General features: G+C 60.6%; 15 protein-coding genes and 1 pseudogene. 9 read left to right on the forward strand and 7 right to left on the reverse strand.

Going from position 1 to position 16,147, the window contains the following annotated elements:
* Positions 1 to 116: 116 nt before the first annotated feature.
* The 6 genes from ACM5SV_RS08035 to speB form a co-directional block, all read right to left on the reverse strand.
* On the reverse strand, positions 117 to 1,967 hold the full coding sequence (locus ACM5SV_RS08035; RefSeq protein WP_222014550.1) for a LysR family transcriptional regulator: 1,851 nt from the start codon (positions 1,965 to 1,967) through the stop codon (positions 117 to 119).
* A 110-nt stretch (positions 1,968 to 2,077) separates the two neighbouring features.
* Positions 2,078 to 3,049 carry an ornithine cyclodeaminase family protein gene (locus ACM5SV_RS08040; RefSeq protein ID WP_222014548.1) on the reverse strand — a complete coding sequence of 324 codons (972 nt, stop codon included), beginning with the start codon at positions 3,047 to 3,049 and terminating at the stop codon, positions 2,078 to 2,080.
* A gap of 155 nt (positions 3,050 to 3,204) precedes the next feature.
* Entirely contained in the window at positions 3,205 to 3,852 is a 648-nt protein-coding gene (locus ACM5SV_RS08045) for an amino acid ABC transporter permease (protein ID WP_017995391.1), read from the reverse strand.
* Complete coding sequence (locus ACM5SV_RS08050; protein ID WP_017995390.1) at positions 3,849 to 4,517, reverse strand: amino acid ABC transporter permease; 669 nt, start codon at positions 4,515 to 4,517, stop codon at positions 3,849 to 3,851. Before ACM5SV_RS08050 ends, ACM5SV_RS08045 begins: the two co-directional genes overlap by 4 nt.
* Before the next feature lie 144 nt (positions 4,518 to 4,661).
* Entirely contained in the window at positions 4,662 to 5,459 is a 798-nt protein-coding gene (locus ACM5SV_RS08055; RefSeq protein WP_012759291.1) for a transporter substrate-binding domain-containing protein, read from the reverse strand.
* Between the two features lie 84 nt (positions 5,460 to 5,543).
* A complete protein-coding gene (speB, locus tag ACM5SV_RS08060; protein WP_024320370.1) occupies positions 5,544 to 6,605 on the reverse strand; it encodes an agmatinase in 1,062 nt (353 codons plus the stop codon).
* A 261-nt stretch (positions 6,606 to 6,866) separates the two neighbouring features.
* On the opposite strand from speB, the gene ACM5SV_RS08065 reads away from it, so the two are divergent.
* From ACM5SV_RS08065 to ACM5SV_RS08090, 6 genes and pseudogenes are all read left to right on the forward strand, one after another.
* Positions 6,867 to 7,943, forward strand: a complete 1,077-nt coding sequence (locus tag ACM5SV_RS08065; protein ID WP_222014546.1) for an extracellular solute-binding protein — start codon at positions 6,867 to 6,869, stop codon at positions 7,941 to 7,943.
* Between the two features lie 88 nt (positions 7,944 to 8,031).
* Positions 8,032 to 8,916, forward strand: a complete 885-nt coding sequence (locus tag ACM5SV_RS08070; protein ID WP_113546778.1) for an ABC transporter permease — start codon at positions 8,032 to 8,034, stop codon at positions 8,914 to 8,916.
* Positions 8,913 to 9,742: pseudogene (locus ACM5SV_RS08075) on the forward strand (ABC transporter permease). The gene ACM5SV_RS08070 and the pseudogene ACM5SV_RS08075 overlap by 4 nt, the downstream one beginning before the upstream one ends.
* 10 nt (positions 9,743 to 9,752) lie before the next feature.
* On the forward strand, positions 9,753 to 10,817 hold the full coding sequence (locus tag ACM5SV_RS08080; protein WP_222014542.1) for an ABC transporter ATP-binding protein: 1,065 nt from the start codon (positions 9,753 to 9,755) through the stop codon (positions 10,815 to 10,817).
* 133 nt (positions 10,818 to 10,950) lie between these two features.
* Entirely contained in the window at positions 10,951 to 11,820 is an 870-nt protein-coding gene (locus ACM5SV_RS08085) for a LysR substrate-binding domain-containing protein (RefSeq protein ID WP_017995383.1), read from the forward strand.
* Positions 11,821 to 12,215: 395 nt separating this feature from the next.
* Positions 12,216 to 12,569, forward strand: coding sequence for a RidA family protein (locus tag ACM5SV_RS08090; protein ID WP_012759284.1), 354 nt, complete (start codon positions 12,216 to 12,218; stop codon positions 12,567 to 12,569).
* 127 nt (positions 12,570 to 12,696) lie between these two features.
* Here the strand turns inward: ACM5SV_RS08090 and ACM5SV_RS08095 are convergent, their stop codons facing one another.
* Positions 12,697 to 13,188: a hypothetical protein gene (locus ACM5SV_RS08095; RefSeq protein WP_222014539.1), complete on the reverse strand. Its 492-nt coding sequence runs from the start codon at positions 13,186 to 13,188 to the stop codon at positions 12,697 to 12,699.
* A 315-nt stretch (positions 13,189 to 13,503) separates the two neighbouring features.
* Here ACM5SV_RS08095 and sdhC point away from each other — a divergent pair, with 315 nt between their 5' ends.
* The 3 genes from sdhC to sdhA are packed head-to-tail and all read left to right on the forward strand — an operon-like array spanning position 13,504 to position 16,138.
* Positions 13,504 to 13,899, forward strand: coding sequence for a succinate dehydrogenase, cytochrome b556 subunit (gene sdhC / locus ACM5SV_RS08100; protein WP_012559217.1), 396 nt, complete (start codon positions 13,504 to 13,506; stop codon positions 13,897 to 13,899).
* Positions 13,900 to 13,909: 10 nt separating this feature from the next.
* Positions 13,910 to 14,290 carry a succinate dehydrogenase, hydrophobic membrane anchor protein gene (gene sdhD / locus ACM5SV_RS08105; RefSeq protein ID WP_012759282.1) on the forward strand — a complete coding sequence of 127 codons (381 nt, stop codon included), beginning with the start codon at positions 13,910 to 13,912 and terminating at the stop codon, positions 14,288 to 14,290.
* A 6-nt stretch (positions 14,291 to 14,296) separates the two neighbouring features.
* Entirely contained in the window at positions 14,297 to 16,138 is a 1,842-nt protein-coding gene (sdhA, locus tag ACM5SV_RS08110; protein ID WP_012759281.1) for a succinate dehydrogenase flavoprotein subunit, read from the forward strand.
* Positions 16,139 to 16,147 lie beyond the last annotated feature (9 nt).

The following is a 16,147-nucleotide window of genomic DNA, read 5'->3' on the forward strand; positions in this document are numbered from 1 at the left end:
GCGGCAAGTATCAGCCGCAGGCCGGAGGCTGGGTAGCTCGAAAATCATGAATTGGAGGATAGGAAAATCAGAATGCTCGGTGCATGAGCGCGATTCGACACGATATGTTTTTTAGATCACGCCTGTCGGCCGAAGACGGCAACGAGCGACTGGATCATCGTCCGTTCGGCCTCGGACAGCGTCCTTTCGCCGGAGAAAATCACCGAGAGGTTTCCGGCGATGACGTCTTCCGTAATCGGCGCCGCGGTGAGGCGCCCGCTGTCGATATCCTGCTGGACCGAGGACACCGGCAGGACCGTACAGACCGGCAAACGGCGGACCATGGCGATGGCCAATGGCAGGGAACCGACGTCCATGACCGGTTCGACACGCAGATGACGCGCACTGGCGGCTGCCATGAACGCCTGATGGATGCTGAGATGCTTGATTCCGAGAACCAACGGAAATCCGCAAACTTCGGCCAGTGGAATCTCCGTGCGACCGGCAAGGTCCAAGGCCGGATTGGCAACGACCGACAGGCGCTCGCTCGGCCCGAGATGGATCCGGGTCATCTGCGTCTGGACGGCACCGACAATGGCAAGATTGAGCTCTCCCGCACGTACCTGGTCGTGAAGCGCAGCGTTGGAACCTTCGATGATTCTCAGCCGGTATTCGGGATGGCCAAGGCGGGTTGCCGTCAGTGCCTGCGCCACCTTGTCCGTCATGACGCTGTCATGCCCCGAACTCGGCAGCATGCCGATCGAGATGGTCGCCTGTGTGTGGGCGGCAATATCCAGACTGGCCCGAAGGAGGTTATCGATGCGCTCCTCGATCTCCAGGGTGAAGGGAAGCAATGCCTTGCCGGCCTTCGTGCTCTCGGCACCGTTGCGCCGCCGTTCGAACAGGGGTTGCCCGACAACTGCCTCGATCTTCTGAATCTGCGTCGAAACGGAAGGTTGCGTGATATGCGCCGCGCGCGCCGCCGCCGAAATACCTCCGCTGAGATGCGCAAGGTTGAAGTAGTGCAATTGACGTGCCGTCAACTGCGGCCGGAAGACGATATTGGCCTCCGTTGCCTGCAGATTTTTCTTGAGGTTACAAAGCAGGGCGGACACGACCTCCTGGTCCGGCCCGTTTGCGCGCACGCCCAAGGTGCTCGACAACGGCGGATCGAGGGGCTCCAGATGCAGGCGCGCAAGTCCGAGCCGGTCGGCGACCATACTGCGGGGCATCAGGAAACGCATTTGCGGAAACTCGTTGAGCAGTCGATGAAGGTCTGCCGGCTCCTCGTCCATCAGGATCATGCGGTCGCGGATGCCGTGCTCGTCCGCATATCGGGTGACGGCATCGCGAAGTGCCTGACGCATTTTCAAAACGACAAATTTCTGATTGGGGGAGCGAAGATCAACCGCGGCCTCCGCCGTTCCGACGGAAAACCAGACCTCATCGTAAAAGGGCGTCATCGCAGGCAGCTTCGCAGATGGCACGCCGGTCATATAGCCGACTTCGATCTCCATCGAACCCGCGTTGTCCGGGATTTCCGCGGCCCCGTCATCAACAAGGGATTTTTCTCGCCCGTCTGCAAACATCACGTCGATCAGCAGGTCGGGCCGCTCGCGTTCCATATCTTCGACGGTACGTCCGATCGCCTTCGAAAACCGGCCGATGGAGAAACTGAGATCAAGACGAATATCGATGCGAAGAGGCCCCGTGTCCCCATTCCGCATCCGACGCACGAACCTTTCGCGATGAAGGATGTCCGTTGCCTGCTGAAACAGCCAGAAGGCTGCCGGTAAAGGACTGAGGTGACCGCTTTTCCGAATGAAGAGCTTGAGTTGAAGTTCATTTTCCAAAGTACGCAGACTTGATGTCAGCGCCGAAGGAGCAATCCCAAGCTCACGCGCGGTCTCTGCCAGCGTCGGGCTCTGACAGGCCAGCACGAAATGGGCCAGTTGCTGGATTTCGATGCGCGGCGGATTTGTAATCACTGCGGGTCTATATCGGATTGCACAAGGGGCTTCCCCGACTATGGCATACAAAGCGTTATACCGCACGAATATCAGCGCCGGCCCGTTGCTTCCCCTTCGGCCCAAAGACATCAGCCTGCGATCAAGACTGCCTCATATACCATTGTCGCGGCGGCAAGATCGGCCAACGCCGTTCCGACGGCCTTGTAGAGAGTGATCTCATCGTTGGACGTCCGCGCTGGAACATCCCGGCGACACAGCTCGTCAAGTGTCGCACGCACCGCGTCAGCGGAAATGACGCCGGCCCTGATCGGCTGAACCAGATCGCCCGCTTCGTGAAGGGCTTCGTGCGTGTCGATATAGACCGAGGAGCGGCGAAGCGCCTCGTCATCGGCCTCGCGCATCGCCGGGGTGAAGCCGCCGATCAGATCGACGTGGGTGCCCGGCCGCAGCCATTCGCCGCGGATAAGCGGCGCTGTCGCCAGCGTCGCCGCGCTGACGATATCGGCCTGCCGCACTGCTGCTTCCAGATCCGTGACCGCAGTGGCCTGAAGTCCCTGTTGCTGGAGGCTCTGCGCCAGCCGTTCGGCGCTGGCGGGATCGATATCCCAGATATCGACATCTGCGATCGGCCGGACGGCGCGATAGGCATCGGGTATGAGGCTCGCAACGCGGCCTGCGCCGATCACCAGCAGACGGCGGGCGTCCTTTCGAGCAAGATAATCCGCGGCAAGGGCCGATGCTGCTACCGTGCGGCGCGTGGTGATCGTGTTTCCGTCAAGTAGCGCAAGCTGCATCCCGGTCCGGCCATCATAGAGCATGTAAGTCGAGGTCAAACCGGGAATGCCGCGCAGCGTGTTGCCGGGAAAGACGGTGACGATCTTGATCCCAAGGTAACGCTCCGACGGGTGCGTTTCATGCCAGGCCGGCATCAGAAGCAGCGTCGCATCCGGTTCGCCGCTATTGGCTATCGCGTGGTGATGCCGTACCGGCACGACACAGCCTTCGGCAAATGCTTGCCGCAGGGTCGCAACCAGCGGGCCGAAAGGGAGAAGCTCGCCCGTTGTCCGGGCATCGAGAATACGGATTTGTGTGTCGGTCATTGAAGCGATCTCCCGGTAAATTCTGACTGCTGGATAAAGCGAATTCTCTGTGATTGAACGAGCCGCGTCGCCGCTGCGCGGCGTACCAGCATTCAACCGCCATCGGCCCTTTGGACACTTTGTTGCGATCGGAATGCGGAGCAACTCGGCACCGCTCAGCCAAACGCCGCTTTCTTCTCCAGCATTCTGGCGTATTGCGTCAGCGGATAGCACAGGGCGAAGAAGATCAGCGCGACGAGACCGTAGACTTTGAAAGGTTCGAAGGTCGCGTTGTTGATGGCGTTTGCGGTTTTCAGCAGTTCGTCGAAGCCGAGGATCGAGGCCAGTGCGGTGCTCTTGATCAACTGGACCAAGAACCCGACGGTCGGCGCGCGCGTGATCCGGAAAGCCTGCGGCAGGATGACAAGGCGAAGTTCGAGGAGACGATGCAAGCCCAGGCTGGCTGCGGCGTCCCATTGCCCGCGCGGCACCGCCTCGACGCCGCTCCGCCAGATTTCGGCAAGATAAGCGCTGGCGTAGAACGTCAGGCCGCAGACGGCGGCGGTCCATGACTCGATCCGGAAGCCGAGCATCGGCAGGCCGAAGAACATCAAAAACAGCTGCATCAGGAGCGGCGTTCCCTGAAACAGGGCAATGTAGCCGGACGCGAAGCTGCGCGGCCAGCGTGTTTTCGATATCCGTGCAGACAGGATCGCCAGGCCAACGATGGCGCCGCCGGCAAAGGCTGCGAGCGAAAGCAGCAGGGTCCAGCGTGTCGCGAAGACAAGATTGCGCAGAATGTCCCAGAAGGTGAACTCAATCATGCCAGACCGGCTCCCAGAAAACGGCGTTTCCCGGCGAAAAGGAGCCGGCGAAGTGCGGCGGACATTGAAAGGTAGATCAATGTCGCCACCAGATAGGTCTCGAAGGAGCGGAAGGTGCGCGATTGAAGCAGGTCGGCCTCCTGCGCCAGCTCGCGGACGGATATTTGCGAAACCACCGCCGATTCCAGCATCATGATGATGATCTGGCTCGTCAGCGCCGGAAAAATGATGGCGATCGCCTGCGGCAGGATGATCTTGAAGAACACCAGCCGAGGCCTGAGGCCGAGTGCCTGCGCCGCCTCTTTCTGGCCTCTCGGTATGGCATCGAGCCCGGCCCCGACCACCTCGATCGTGTAGGCGGCCATGTTGAGGGTCATGGCAAGGACGGCGGCAGTGATCGGATCGAGGCGAATGCCGAGGCTAGGCAAGCCAAAGAAGATGAAGAACAGCTGCACCAGAAATGGCGTGTTGCGCATGATTTCCACATACAGGCCGACGACCTTGCGCAACCATGGATAAGGTCCCCGGCGCGCAGCCGCGCCGAGAATGCTGAGAACGATCCCGAGGACCGATGTGGAGACCGTCAGTGCAAGCGTCGTGCATGCGCCATAAGCCAGAGCTCCCATTCCGTCCCAAAGCCAATTGAAATCGAGGCTGTATCTCATCGCTTGTCCTTTGGAGCCGGATGATCCGGGCCGGGTCGGCCCGAAATCCCGATCCGCCTCTCAACCAAAGAATTGGAGCATGATGCCACCGCAATCGCTTGCAGTTTTCGGCATCATACTCTGGTGAGTGGGAGGCCGCCCTCGTCAGTCCTTCAGGTTTTCAGGGTTGAGCGGCGCTTTCAGCCAGCTCTTCGAGCTTGCGTCGAGCGAACCATCGGAGATCATTGCGGCGACGCTGTCATTGACGACTTTCTTCAGGCCTTCCTCGCCCTTGCGGAGCGCGATGTGTGAGGGGGAGCTGAGGAGCTGGAATTTCTGCTCCGGCTTCAGTTCGTCCTGTCGTGCCAGAACCTGCGCACCGACATCGTTGCCGACGACCATCAGCTGGGTCTGACCGGATATGAAGGCCTGGATGACCGAATTATAGTTCTCGAAACGCTGGATCGCAGCCGAGCCGGGGGCGACGGCCGTCAGCGACGTGTCTTCGAGCGTCCCACGATTGACGGCAACGGTCTTGTCGGCGAGGTCTTCCTTGCCGCTCACCTTCAGCGCAGCCGGACCGATGACGGCGATATAGTAGGGGGCGTACGGGGCGGCAAAATCGATAACCTCGGCACGCTCCTTCGAATAGCCGACGCTCATTAGCAGGTCGACGCGGTCGTCGTTCAGGTAGGCGATCCTGTTCTGGCCGGTAACGCTGACGAGATTGAGTTTCACGCCGAGCCCGTCGGCGATCTTCTGGGCGACGTCGACGTCATAGCCCTTGATGCTCATATCGGCGCTTGCCGAAGAGAAGGGCGGGAAATCGGAGAAGATGCCGATGTTGATTTCGCCTGCGGCCTTGATATCGGCAAGTTCGTCGGCCTGCGCGGCCCCTGCCAGGATGCCGAAAACGGCAATTGCCGCGGTGGCGGTGTAACGCAACTTCATAAGAGCAGTCATGTCGTTCCCCTTTTTGAGACGTGTTGTGCGACAGGTGATGGATGGCAGCGGGCACGAGGCACGCTGCCGTTGTGGAGCTGGTTCTCAGGTCAGCTTTGTCCTGACCGCGGGACTGAACATCGCGAGGCACAGGAGTTCGAACAGGACCTGCGCGGCGATCTGCGCGGTGTTGGTGGTGTTGTCGTATTGCGGCGCGATTTCCACGACGTCGCCGCCGATGAGGTTGATGCCTTTGAAGCCGCGCAGCAGGGTCAGGGCCTCCCTCGGCTGAAGCCCGCCGACTTCTGGCGTGCCGGTTCCCGGAGCGAAGGCCGGATCGAGGCTGTCGACGTCGAAACTGAGATAGGTCGGACCCGCGCCGACAACCTCTAGAGCCTTTGCGATCACAGCCTTGAGCCCCATCTCCGCCACCTCTTCGGCGTGGATGACGGTCATGCCGGAGGCAAAGGAGAACTCCCAGAGATATTCGCCGCCGCCGCGGATGCCGATCTGGATCGTACGCTTCGGATCGAGCACACCCGCCAGAACCGCCTCGCGGAAAGGCGCGCCGTGGTGGAACTTGGAGCCCTCATAGGGACCGGCGGTGTCGCAATGAGCGTCGATGTGGATCATGCCGACCGGCTGGCCGGCCGCCAGGCCTTTGAGGATGGCGCCGGAGATCGAATGGTCGCCGCCGACCGACAGCGGGATAACCCCGGTTGCCGCGATCATCCGGTAGCAGGCCTCGATGTCGGCATGGCACTCGGCGAGGCCGAACCGGCTGCGCATCGGCACGTCGCCGACATCGGCGACCTTTAGCCCTCCCATCGGCGCGACACGCAGAACATGCTCGTAGGGACCGATACGCTCGATCGCCCGGACGGCCCGCGGCCCCAGCCGCGCGCCGGCGCGATTGGTGACGCCGAGGTCCATCGGCACGCCGATCAGAGCCACGTCAAGCGCCTCAAGCACCTCGGGCCGCAAGCCGTTCTCGATGAAACGGGCATCCAGAAAGGTCGCAGGATCGGCGAAGGGCCATTTGCGGCTGTCGCCGTCCTTGAATACGCTGGCCGCCACGGCGCGGAAGTGCGGATCTTCCATCTCTCCGCCTGCAGCGCTGCCGAAGCGCTTTCTCAAGTCTTCCAGAAAATCCCGGTCAATGGTCAAGGCAGGCTCCCACCGTATTGATGCTGCCATCATCATCGGCGCCGCCCACTTCTCTTGGAACCGCGAAAATTCGAGAGGGGATATAACGATTCTTGATAGCTCGGATCCGCCGAGGCTTAGCGATGCGGGTCGCGCGTTCATCGGGGTGTTCAGAAAACTTTATAACCCGGCGAGAATTTTCCCACTACCGCGGCTGGCAACCTCCAAGCAGTCTCCGATGCGAACGGCCCGGCAGAGGGCCGACAGCAAAGGGAACCTACCATGTTGCACGATATGACACGCCGCCGCTTCCTCGGATCCGCCGCCGCCGCGGGGATTGCCAGCACGATGACCGGGTTTGCAAGATCCGCCGCAGCCGGCAGCGGCAATCTCACCGCCGTCGAATGGGGCGGCGATGTCGTCGAAGCGATGAAGCAGATTGCCGCCGACCAGAATGCGGCGACATTCAACTGGGTTCTTCACCAGGGCGGCGCGGGCGCCATCCTGCCAAAGATCAAGGCCGTCTGGCCGAATGTCGACTACGACTATGTCGCCGGCTGGGAAGGCTCGTTCAACAGCATGGTGAAGGAGGATTGGCTCGAAACCATCAATCCTGCCGATATTCCCAACCTCGCGAATATTCCCGAGAAAATCATCATTCGTGACGGCAAGGGCAACATCAAAGCGGTCCCGCGCGCAGTTGGCGGCATGTATTTCGGCGCCCGAACCGACACGGCTCCGATCGCCGTGAAGACCATCGATGATCTGCTGAGCCTCGATCTTAAGGGTGCGATCTGCTGGCCAGGCCCGACACAGAGCATGATGCTCCAGATCGTCGCGCTCGCCCTTCACGCCGGCGGCAGTGAAACGAATATGGAGCCCGGGTGGAAGCTCATGACGGAATTGGCGAAATCCGGCAATATCGGCCGCGTTGCCGTCACCGATATCGATTTCACCAATTCGCTGACGTCGGGCGAGACCTCCGTCGGCTTCTTCGCTGAGCCCGGCTGGGCGGCGGTGGCCAAAAACTTCCCGGTTACGCGTTTCACCAAGGACAGCAACTTCAAGGCCTTCCTCTACCAGAGCGGTTTCGGCGTCCTCAAGAATAGACCAAACACCAAGGCAACGCTCGATTTCGTCAACTTCGCGATCAGCCCGGACATGAACTCGCTCTACGCCAAGGTGGCTGGCGAAGCGCCGTTGAACAGCAAGGCGGTCACACCCGACAATCTCAAGCATCTGTCCTTCACGTCGGACGAGTTTTCGAGCTTCGTCTATGTGCCCGACTACAATGTCGTTCTCGAACAGCAGGATGCCTGGTCCAAGCGCTGGGAGCAGGATATCGCCCCGTTGCTCTAAGACACCTCGCGGAAGGTTGTCGTAGGCGCGGACTTCGACAACCTCCCTTTCTCATGGCCCGCAAGGGCGAGGAAAAGGCTGTTCCATCATGACCAAGGTAAGGCGGCAACCCGTTGCCATTTCAATTCCGGATCGCCGAGATGCTGCCCTGACGCTCGGGCCAGCCCTGCTGGTGTTCGCATTCGGGTTTCTGTCACCGCTCATTAATCTGGCAATCGAAAGCTTGAAGGAGTTTACGCCGGGGCGCGTCGGCTCCGTGGAAAATGCCGCGGCAACGGTTCAAAACTACTACGAGCTTGCAAACCAGGCGTTTGCAAGCGTCCTGCTGACGACCTTCTGGATTGGCGGAGTTGCCGCGATCATCGGCCAGCTTGTGGCATTCCCGCTGGCCTATTTCATCGTGCGGCGCATTTCGCCGCGGATGCGCACGCTCACCCTCGGCTTCTTGATTACGCTTGTTCTTTCCAGCGTCCTGATCAAGACGTATGCGATCGAACTGACCTTTGGGTCGGTCGGCATCTTCCGACCCTTCCTCTTGACACTGGGCCTTTCGCCCAACAGCCGCGAATATATTAATATCGTCGTTATTGCGGGTCTGGTTCACTCGATCATACCGGTCGCAACGCTAACGCTGATTGGCGCGATGCAATCGATCGATCCGCGTCTGCTTGATGCGGCCCAGTCGCTCGGCGCGCCGGGATGGAAAGCCCATCTGTCGATCACGCTTCCCCTGAGCTTCCCGGCTCTGATCTCAAGCACGCTCGTATCGCTGACTTTCGCGATCAGCGCCTTCGTCATTCCCATGGTGCTCGGGAGGGGCCGGGTGCTTTTCATGTCGAATGTCATCTACACCCGGTTCAGCGATATCGCCAACTACCCGAGCGGTGCGGCGATCTCGCTCGTCATGCTTGCCGCGGCCTTGGCGGTCGTCGCTGCCATAACGTTTGCGCAGGCGCGGAGGGTTTCCCGATGAGCATGCAGTCTCTTGCCGCGAGAACCGGAGACCGGATCGCCGGTTCCCTTGCCTACGGTGTCATCGGCCTTGGATTGGCGTTCCTCGCCATCCCGCTGGTGATAACATGCGTCATGGCTTTCGACGCCAGGACCTACCTCGGCCCGATGCCGCCACCTGCCTTGTCGCTTCACTGGTTCGAACGGCTCGTCTCCCAGGCGGATATCCTTGCCAGCCTGCGCACCAGCCTCATCTTGGCGGTACTCACGACGGTTCTGTCCGTCACGATTGGAACTGCGGCGGCTGTCGGTCTTGCCCGGGGCAATTTTCCAGGAAAGGCAGCGCTGACTTCGGCCTTTCTCTCGCCGCTCATCGTCCCGCCGGTTGTCATTGGATTCGGCCTGCTGCTTTTCCTTTCCAAGGCCGGCATCACAAATGGTATGGCGCGCCTGCTCCTCGGCCACGTGATCGTGACTGCATAAGGACCAGTCTCGCCAGCCTTCTCGGCAGCGACCAACGATTGACGGAAGCCGCAATGGTTCTCGGCGCCACCGAGCGCCAGGCCTTCTGGTCCATAACCCTGCCGCTCATGCGGACGGGCGTCGTCACCGGCGCGATCTTCGCCTTCGCAATTTCGATGGATGACGTATCGATCAGTCTGTTTCTGAGCGATCCGTCCGCAACGACCTTGCCTGTTACGCTGGTCAGCAACATGCGCGCGGCTTTCGATCTGACGATCGCTGCGGCGGCCGTGGTCCTGATTGCCGTCACTGCGTTGCTGATCGTCGTGCTGGACCGTGTCGTCGGCTTTGACACTGTCGTGGGCCAAGGTTTGTTTCGTTCATGAGGACAATACGATGATTTCTGCCGTGGAATTTCAAGGGGTCAGCAAGCGCTTCGGCGAAACTGTCGCCCTCGGTGATATCTCCTTCTCTGTGAACCCAGGTGAAACAATCGCACTGCTTGGACCGAGCGGCTGCGGCAAGACCACCATTCTTCGGCTCATTGCCGGATTCGAGCGGCCCGACAAAGGCTCGATCCTGATCGACGGCGAGCCGATGGCCGGATTGAAACCCTATCAGCGCAATGTCGGGCTGCTGTTCCAGCACTACGCTCTTTTCCCGCATATGACAGTCGAACAGAACATCGGTTACGGACTTCGCCATCGCAACCATCCGCCGGGGCAAATACCGCGCCGCATTGCCGAGATGCTTGAGCTCGTCCGGCTCGTCGGTTTCGGACAGCGGCGGCCGCACCAGTTGAGCGGCGGACAGCAGCAGCGTGTTGCGCTTGCGCGGGCGCTCGCCACCCATCCGAGCCTCGTTCTTCTGGATGAACCTCTGTCGGCCCTCGACGCCAAGCTTCGGCATGAGCTGCGCACCGAATTGAAGGATGTGCTCGCCGCGGTCGGCTCGACCGCAATCGTGGTAACCCACGACCAGGAGGAGGCGATGAGCCTGGGAGAGCGTATCTTCGTGATGAACCGCGGGGCAATCATGCAATCCGGCAAGCCGGATGATGTGTATTGGCGTCCAGACTCACGTTTCGTCGCGGATTTCATGGGTCGGACGAATTGGATTCATGGCTCGATTTCGGCCGCGGGCGGAACGGCCCGCAAATTTCGCTCCGAATCCGGCTGGGAGTTTCCGGTCGCGTCCACGGCAAATCTTTCAGGTGCCGCCGAGATTTGCGTGAGGCCGGAAAGCGTCGAGATATCGTCCGGCGCTCCGGCTGCCGGAGCCATGACCGGACGCGTTGCCGACGTCGTGACACTCGGTGCCTTCAGGCATGTCGTTCTGGACCTCGTCAGTGGCGACCGGATAATCTCGGCTTGCCCGAACCGTCCAGACATAGCCTTCGCTCGGGGGCAGGAGATCAGCGTTTCCATTCCGCCCGAGGCATGCGTCCTCTTCGCGCGATAAGCTGGCATTGATGGGGCGCAGCTTGTGCTGCGCCCGGGGGCTAAGGGTCACCAGTTGCCGGAAGAACATGGTTCGTCCAATATCCGCTTATAGGCGGAGAGGCCCTCGGCTATCGAGCGCCACAAAGTATGGAATGCGGCTTCTGATGCTTGATCTTGATTCCTATCTGCTTCGTGCATTTCTGACCGTCGCGGAGATCGGCACCGTCAATGGAGCAGCCGTCAAGCTGAACAGAACGCAGGCCGCCGTGAGCATGCAGATCCGCAAGCTGGAGGAGCTTGTCGGCGTTACGCTGTTTTCGCGTTCGTCAAAGGGCCTCGAGCTGACGAGCCATGGGCAGATCATGCTGGCTTATGCCCGCGAAATGGTCGCCCTCAGCGACGAGGTCGGGAAAAGGCTGACAGGCAAGATGATCGAGGACCGCATTCGCCTCGGCGTCGTCGAGGACTTCGCAGCTGGCCACCTGATCGACATTCTTAGTGCCTTCAGAGCCCAGAACCCGAAGGTCGAGATCGACATCATTGTCGAGCCGAATCGCCGCCTCGCCAGCCTGTTTGAAGACAGGAAGCTGGATCTCGTGGTTTGCGACATCACCTGCCTCTCGCGAAAACCGACCCTGATCTGGACCGAATATTTGATGTGGACGGTGAGATCCGACTTTGTGGCGGATACGGAAAAACCGCTTCCGATCATCATGTTCGAGGAGGAGTGTCCCTGGACGCTTCCGACGATTGCGGCTCTGTCCCAGCGAAACATCAAGTGGAAGACGGCGTGCGTCGCATCGACGCTGGTGGCCATGGCGACCGCGGTTCGCGTCGGTATCGGTATCGCGCCAATGATGCTCACGACGAAACCGGAGGGCTGCCGGACGCTTGACCGATCGGCGGATCTGCCCGGTCCGGTGCGCATCGAGATCGGTCTGTATGCTCAATCCGAGTCGGCCGAAGGCGCGCGCTATCTTGTGGACTTCATTTCGCGGCATACCGCCATATTGTCCAGCTAGAGCCTTTCCTGGTCAGATTGCAGCATTCTGCCGGAGCAGGTTTTCGTCAGGACAGAGGCGATTGGCGACGGGCATACCCCAGGGTACGTCCGAGCCGATCGCCTTTGTCCTGGCGGAAAGATGCCCGGCCCTTCGGGTTGGCTGAAACGGGCCGGCTGATCGACCGGCCGGCTTGGCCGTAGAGCTTGGCTACGACGCGCGCCGGCCGGTCGACCATCCGACTCCGTTTGAGCCAACAGAATGCTTCAAGCTGACCAGGAAAGGCTCTAGGAGCGTTCAGCTTCCATTATATCGGCTCAAATTAATTCCCTCTACCGAAGTGGCGGGCGAAGCCCCACAGTGATCGGATGAAGGGTCGACGACCCAATATCAAGCATTGGAAGTCTGCGAATACGATGATGGGGCAAGCCAAAGTTGACGAAACTCTCCTCGCAGATGCCGCCTATCTGCCCGGCCAGGTCGCAAACCTGACGAGGGGAGCGAGCGTGACGGCGCAGACCAACGAAATACTGGAACGCATCAATGACATGCTGCTGCGCGAAGGTACCGACAAGTCAGAGATCATTCTCGCCAACATCTGGCTCAGGGACCTTGCCTCATTCGAGGAAATGAACAGAGCCTGGGATGCTTGGATGCCGGATAGCGGAACGCCACGGCGGGCGACGTTTGAGGACAAGAATCTCCCGCCGATGTGCGCCATCCGTATCGACGTAGCCGCGTCGCGAAAGAGTGGGGCCGGGCAAATTTGAGCCGCCTGCATTCGTCATCCTGCTCTAAAGCGCGTCCCGACCTTTCAGATTCGCTCCTCGCGCTTTAGGTCTTTGTTTTAGGCGTGTCGTTGTCGCAAAACCGCGGCATACTCTTGCGCGACAGGCTCTAAGGCCGGATGACGCAGACATTGGCCTCATAGGAGCAGGGATCGTCCCGCACTGCGATATCGATGACCTTTGCTTTCGGGGCCAGCAGCTCCGGCCGTGCTGTAGGATAGCCATAGCCGTTGCCGCCGACATAGGTCCCGCCATCGACCTGATAGACATAGGAAGAGCCGGCATAAGTGCCGCCGCCGTCACCACCCTGCGTTTGGGGCAGGACGACGATGAGATTGTTGCGGGCTATGCGATTTGTCGCCGGCGATGAGAACTGTTTCAGGAACGGCATCCGTTCTTTGCGGTTCCGATATCGATAGGCATTGTCGAAACGGATGCCGCGATCGCGCCAGTTTACACGTTCGCCGAGGAGTAATCCGCCGTGGAAAGCGTGACGATGGCCGGGAAAGCGATGATCGTTGCGGCGGTCGCCGGCTTCGGCGGGAAATGCGGCAAGCACGGACAGGGCAATCAGGGTGACTGCGGACAGACTGCGAAACATGGGTGGCCGGCCTCCGGAATTCCGATCCTTAACAAATCGTTAACGCCAGATTGCGCCAAAAGCCGGAGCTTGTCCATTCAGGTCGGACAACCGGCTCAAAATTTGAGCGGAAAAGACCAGTTTCTTTAGCCTGCAAACTTCCCGGTAACGCGAATCGATTAAATTAAAAGCAGACAGCGATTGTGCTTGTCGTCGGCGTTCCCGGTGATTAAACGTCGCAATTGATGCAACGCACACAGAGAATTTTGTCATTCGTGTGGTTGACTGAGCATGCTCCGAAATCCGGGAGCGCAGAGAAGCCGCCGCGAGGTTCTGATGGCGAACGTGACAAATAACCGGCCCCTATCGCCGCATCTGCAAATCTACAAGCCTATTCCCACCATGGTCATGTCCATCGTCCACCGCATTACCGGTGGCGCGCTCTACGTCGGCACGCTGCTCGTCGCCTGGTGGCTGATCGCGGCGGCAAGCGGCCAGGGCTCCTATGACTGGGCCAACTGGGTGCTCGGCAGCCTTCTCGGCAAGCTCGTGCTTCTCGGCTATACTTGGGCGCTGCTGCACCACATGCTCGGCGGCTTCCGCCACTTCATGTGGGATCTCGGTTATGGCTTCGGGAAAGAGTTCTCGACCAAGCTCGCCATCGCCAACATCATCGGGTCGCTCTGTCTGACCGTGCTGGTCTGGGTGATCGGCTTCCTCATTCGCTTCTGAAGGTCCTCTCATGGATATGCGCACCCCCCTCGGCAAGGTTCGCGGGCTCGGCTCCGCCAAGGACGGAACGGATCATTTCTGGCGCCAGCGGCTGACGGCCGTCGCCAATGTTCCGCTGATCCTCTTCTTCGTCTTCTTCATGCTCGCCTATGCCGGCGCGCCTTATGCGGATGTGGTTCGCGCGCTGTCGAACCCCTTCGTCGCCGTGGTCATGGGGCTGATGGTAATCTCCGGTGTCATCCACATGAAGCTCGGCATGCAGGTCATCATCGAGGATTACGTGCACGGCGAATTCGGCAAGATCGTTCTCCTGATGCTGAACACGTTCTTTGCGATCCTGATCGCCGGCCTCTGTCTCTTCGCCATTCTGAAAATCGCATTCGTAGGATAAGCTGATATGGCACCGACTTCACCCGCCCAGAACGGCAAAGCCTACAAGTATGTCGATCACTCCTACGACGTGATCGTCGTCGGCGCCGGCGGCGCCGGGCTGCGCGCCACGCTCGGCATGGCCGAGCAGGGTTTCCGCACGGCCTGCATCACCAAGGTATTCCCGACCCGCTCCCACACGGTCGCGGCCCAGGGCGGTATCGCCGCTTCGCTGCGCAACATGACGCCGGATAGCTGGCAGTGGCACCTCTACGACACCGTCAAGGGCTCCGACTGGCTCGGCGACGTCGACGCCATGCAGTATCTCACCATGGAAGCGCCGAAGGCGGTCTATGAGCTCGAGCACTACGGCGTGCCGTTCTCGCGCAACGAGGAAGGCAAGATCTATCAGCGCCCGTTCGGCGGCCACATGCAGAATTACGGCGAAGGCCCGCCGGTACAACGCACCTGCGCCGTTGCCGACCGTACCGGCCACGCCATCCTGCATACGCTCTACGGCCAGTCGCTGCGCAACAATGCCGAGTTCTTCATCGAGTATTTCGCGCTCGACCTGATCATGTCGGAAGACGGCAGCCGCTGCACCGGCGTCATCGCCTGGTGCCTCGATGACGGTACGATCCATCGCTTCGCCGCCAAGATGGTGGTGCTGGCGACCGGCGGCTACGGCCGCGCCTATTTCTCGGCAACGTCGGCCCATACCTGCACAGGCGACGGCGGCGGCATGGTGGCGCGTGCCGGCCTGCCGCTGCAGGACATGGAATTCGTTCAGTTCCACCCGACCGGCATCTATGGTTCGGGCTGTCTGATCACCGAAGGCGCGCGCGGCGAAGGCGGTTATCTCGTCAACTCCGAGGGCGAGCGCTTCATGGAGCGTTACGCGCCTTCGGCCAAGGACCTTGCCTCGCGCGACGTCGTTTCGCGCTGCATGACACTGGAAATCCGCGAAGGCCGCGGTGTCGGCAAGGCGAAGGACCACATCTTCCTGCATCTCGATCATCTCGATCCAGCCGTTCTTCATGAACGCCTGCCGGGGATTTCCGAGAGCGCCAAAATCTTCGCCGGTGTCGACGTCACACGCGAACCGATCCCGGTTCTGCCGACCGTTCACTACAATATGGGCGGCATTCCCACGAATTATTGGGGCGAAGTGCTGAACGCCGACGGTGCCAATCCGGAACGGATCATCCCCGGCCTGATGGCTGTGGGCGAGGCCGGCTGTGCCTCGGTGCACGGCGCCAACCGTCTCGGCTCCAACTCGCTGATCGACCTCGTGGTCTTCGGCCGCGCCGCTGCGATCCGCGCCGGCGAGGTGATCGATCGCGCAGCGCCGATCCCGCATCTCAACGTCGCCGCCTGCGACAAGATCATGGACCGCTTCGACGGTCTGCGTCACGCCAGCGGCGGCACACCGACGGCGGAACTGCGCGAGAAGATGCAGCGCGCCATGCAGGAAGACGCCGCGGTGTTCCGCACGCAGGAATCGCTGGAGTCGGGCTGCCAGCGCATCTCGGCAATCTGGGGCGAGATGAAGGACATCAAGGTCACCGACCGCTCGATGATCTGGAACTCGGATCTGGTCGAGACGCTGGAGCTGCAGAACCTGATGGCCAACGCCATCACGACGATCTACGGAGCCGAGGCCCGCAAGGAGAGCCGCGGTTCGCATGCCCGCGAAGATTATACCGAGGGTGCATTCGCCGGCCGCGACGACGTCAACTGGCGCAAGCACACACTCGCCTGGGTGAACGAGGCAGGCGATGTGAAACTCGACTATCGTCCTGTTCACACCGAGCTCATTGCCGAAGGCATCGATCCGCACAAGATCGAGCCGAAGGCTCGCGTGTACTGATCTCAAGAG

The organism is Rhizobium sp. CRRU65 (assembly GCF_048551595.1).
GTDB classification, from domain to species: Bacteria; Pseudomonadota; Alphaproteobacteria; order Rhizobiales; family Rhizobiaceae; genus Rhizobium; species Rhizobium leguminosarum_J.

Coding starts and splice junctions, on each gene's coding strand:
- ACM5SV_RS08040 (WP_222014548.1), bottom strand. CDS start 3,049: ATGACCGACACACAAATCCGTATTCTCGATGCCCGGACAACGGGCGAG.
- ACM5SV_RS08045 (WP_017995391.1), bottom strand. CDS start 3,852: ATGATTGAGTTCACCTTCTGGGACATTCTGCGCAATCTTGTCTTCGCG.
- ACM5SV_RS08050 (WP_017995390.1), bottom strand. CDS start 4,517: ATGAGATACAGCCTCGATTTCAATTGGCTTTGGGACGGAATGGGAGCT.
- ACM5SV_RS08055 (WP_012759291.1), bottom strand. CDS start 5,459: ATGACTGCTCTTATGAAGTTGCGTTACACCGCCACCGCGGCAATTGCC.
- ACM5SV_RS08065 (WP_222014546.1), top strand. CDS start 6,867: ATGTTGCACGATATGACACGCCGCCGCTTCCTCGGATCCGCCGCCGCC.
- ACM5SV_RS08070 (WP_113546778.1), top strand. CDS start 8,032: ATGACCAAGGTAAGGCGGCAACCCGTTGCCATTTCAATTCCGGATCGC.
- ACM5SV_RS08080 (WP_222014542.1), top strand. CDS start 9,753: ATGATTTCTGCCGTGGAATTTCAAGGGGTCAGCAAGCGCTTCGGCGAA.
- ACM5SV_RS08085 (WP_017995383.1), top strand. CDS start 10,951: ATGCGGCTTCTGATGCTTGATCTTGATTCCTATCTGCTTCGTGCATTT.
- ACM5SV_RS08090 (WP_012759284.1), top strand. CDS start 12,216: ATGATGGGGCAAGCCAAAGTTGACGAAACTCTCCTCGCAGATGCCGCC.
- ACM5SV_RS08095 (WP_222014539.1), bottom strand. CDS start 13,188: ATGTTTCGCAGTCTGTCCGCAGTCACCCTGATTGCCCTGTCCGTGCTT.
- sdhC (WP_012559217.1), top strand. CDS start 13,504: ATGGCGAACGTGACAAATAACCGGCCCCTATCGCCGCATCTGCAAATC.
- sdhD (WP_012759282.1), top strand. CDS start 13,910: ATGGATATGCGCACCCCCCTCGGCAAGGTTCGCGGGCTCGGCTCCGCC.
- sdhA (WP_012759281.1), top strand. CDS start 14,297: ATGGCACCGACTTCACCCGCCCAGAACGGCAAAGCCTACAAGTATGTC.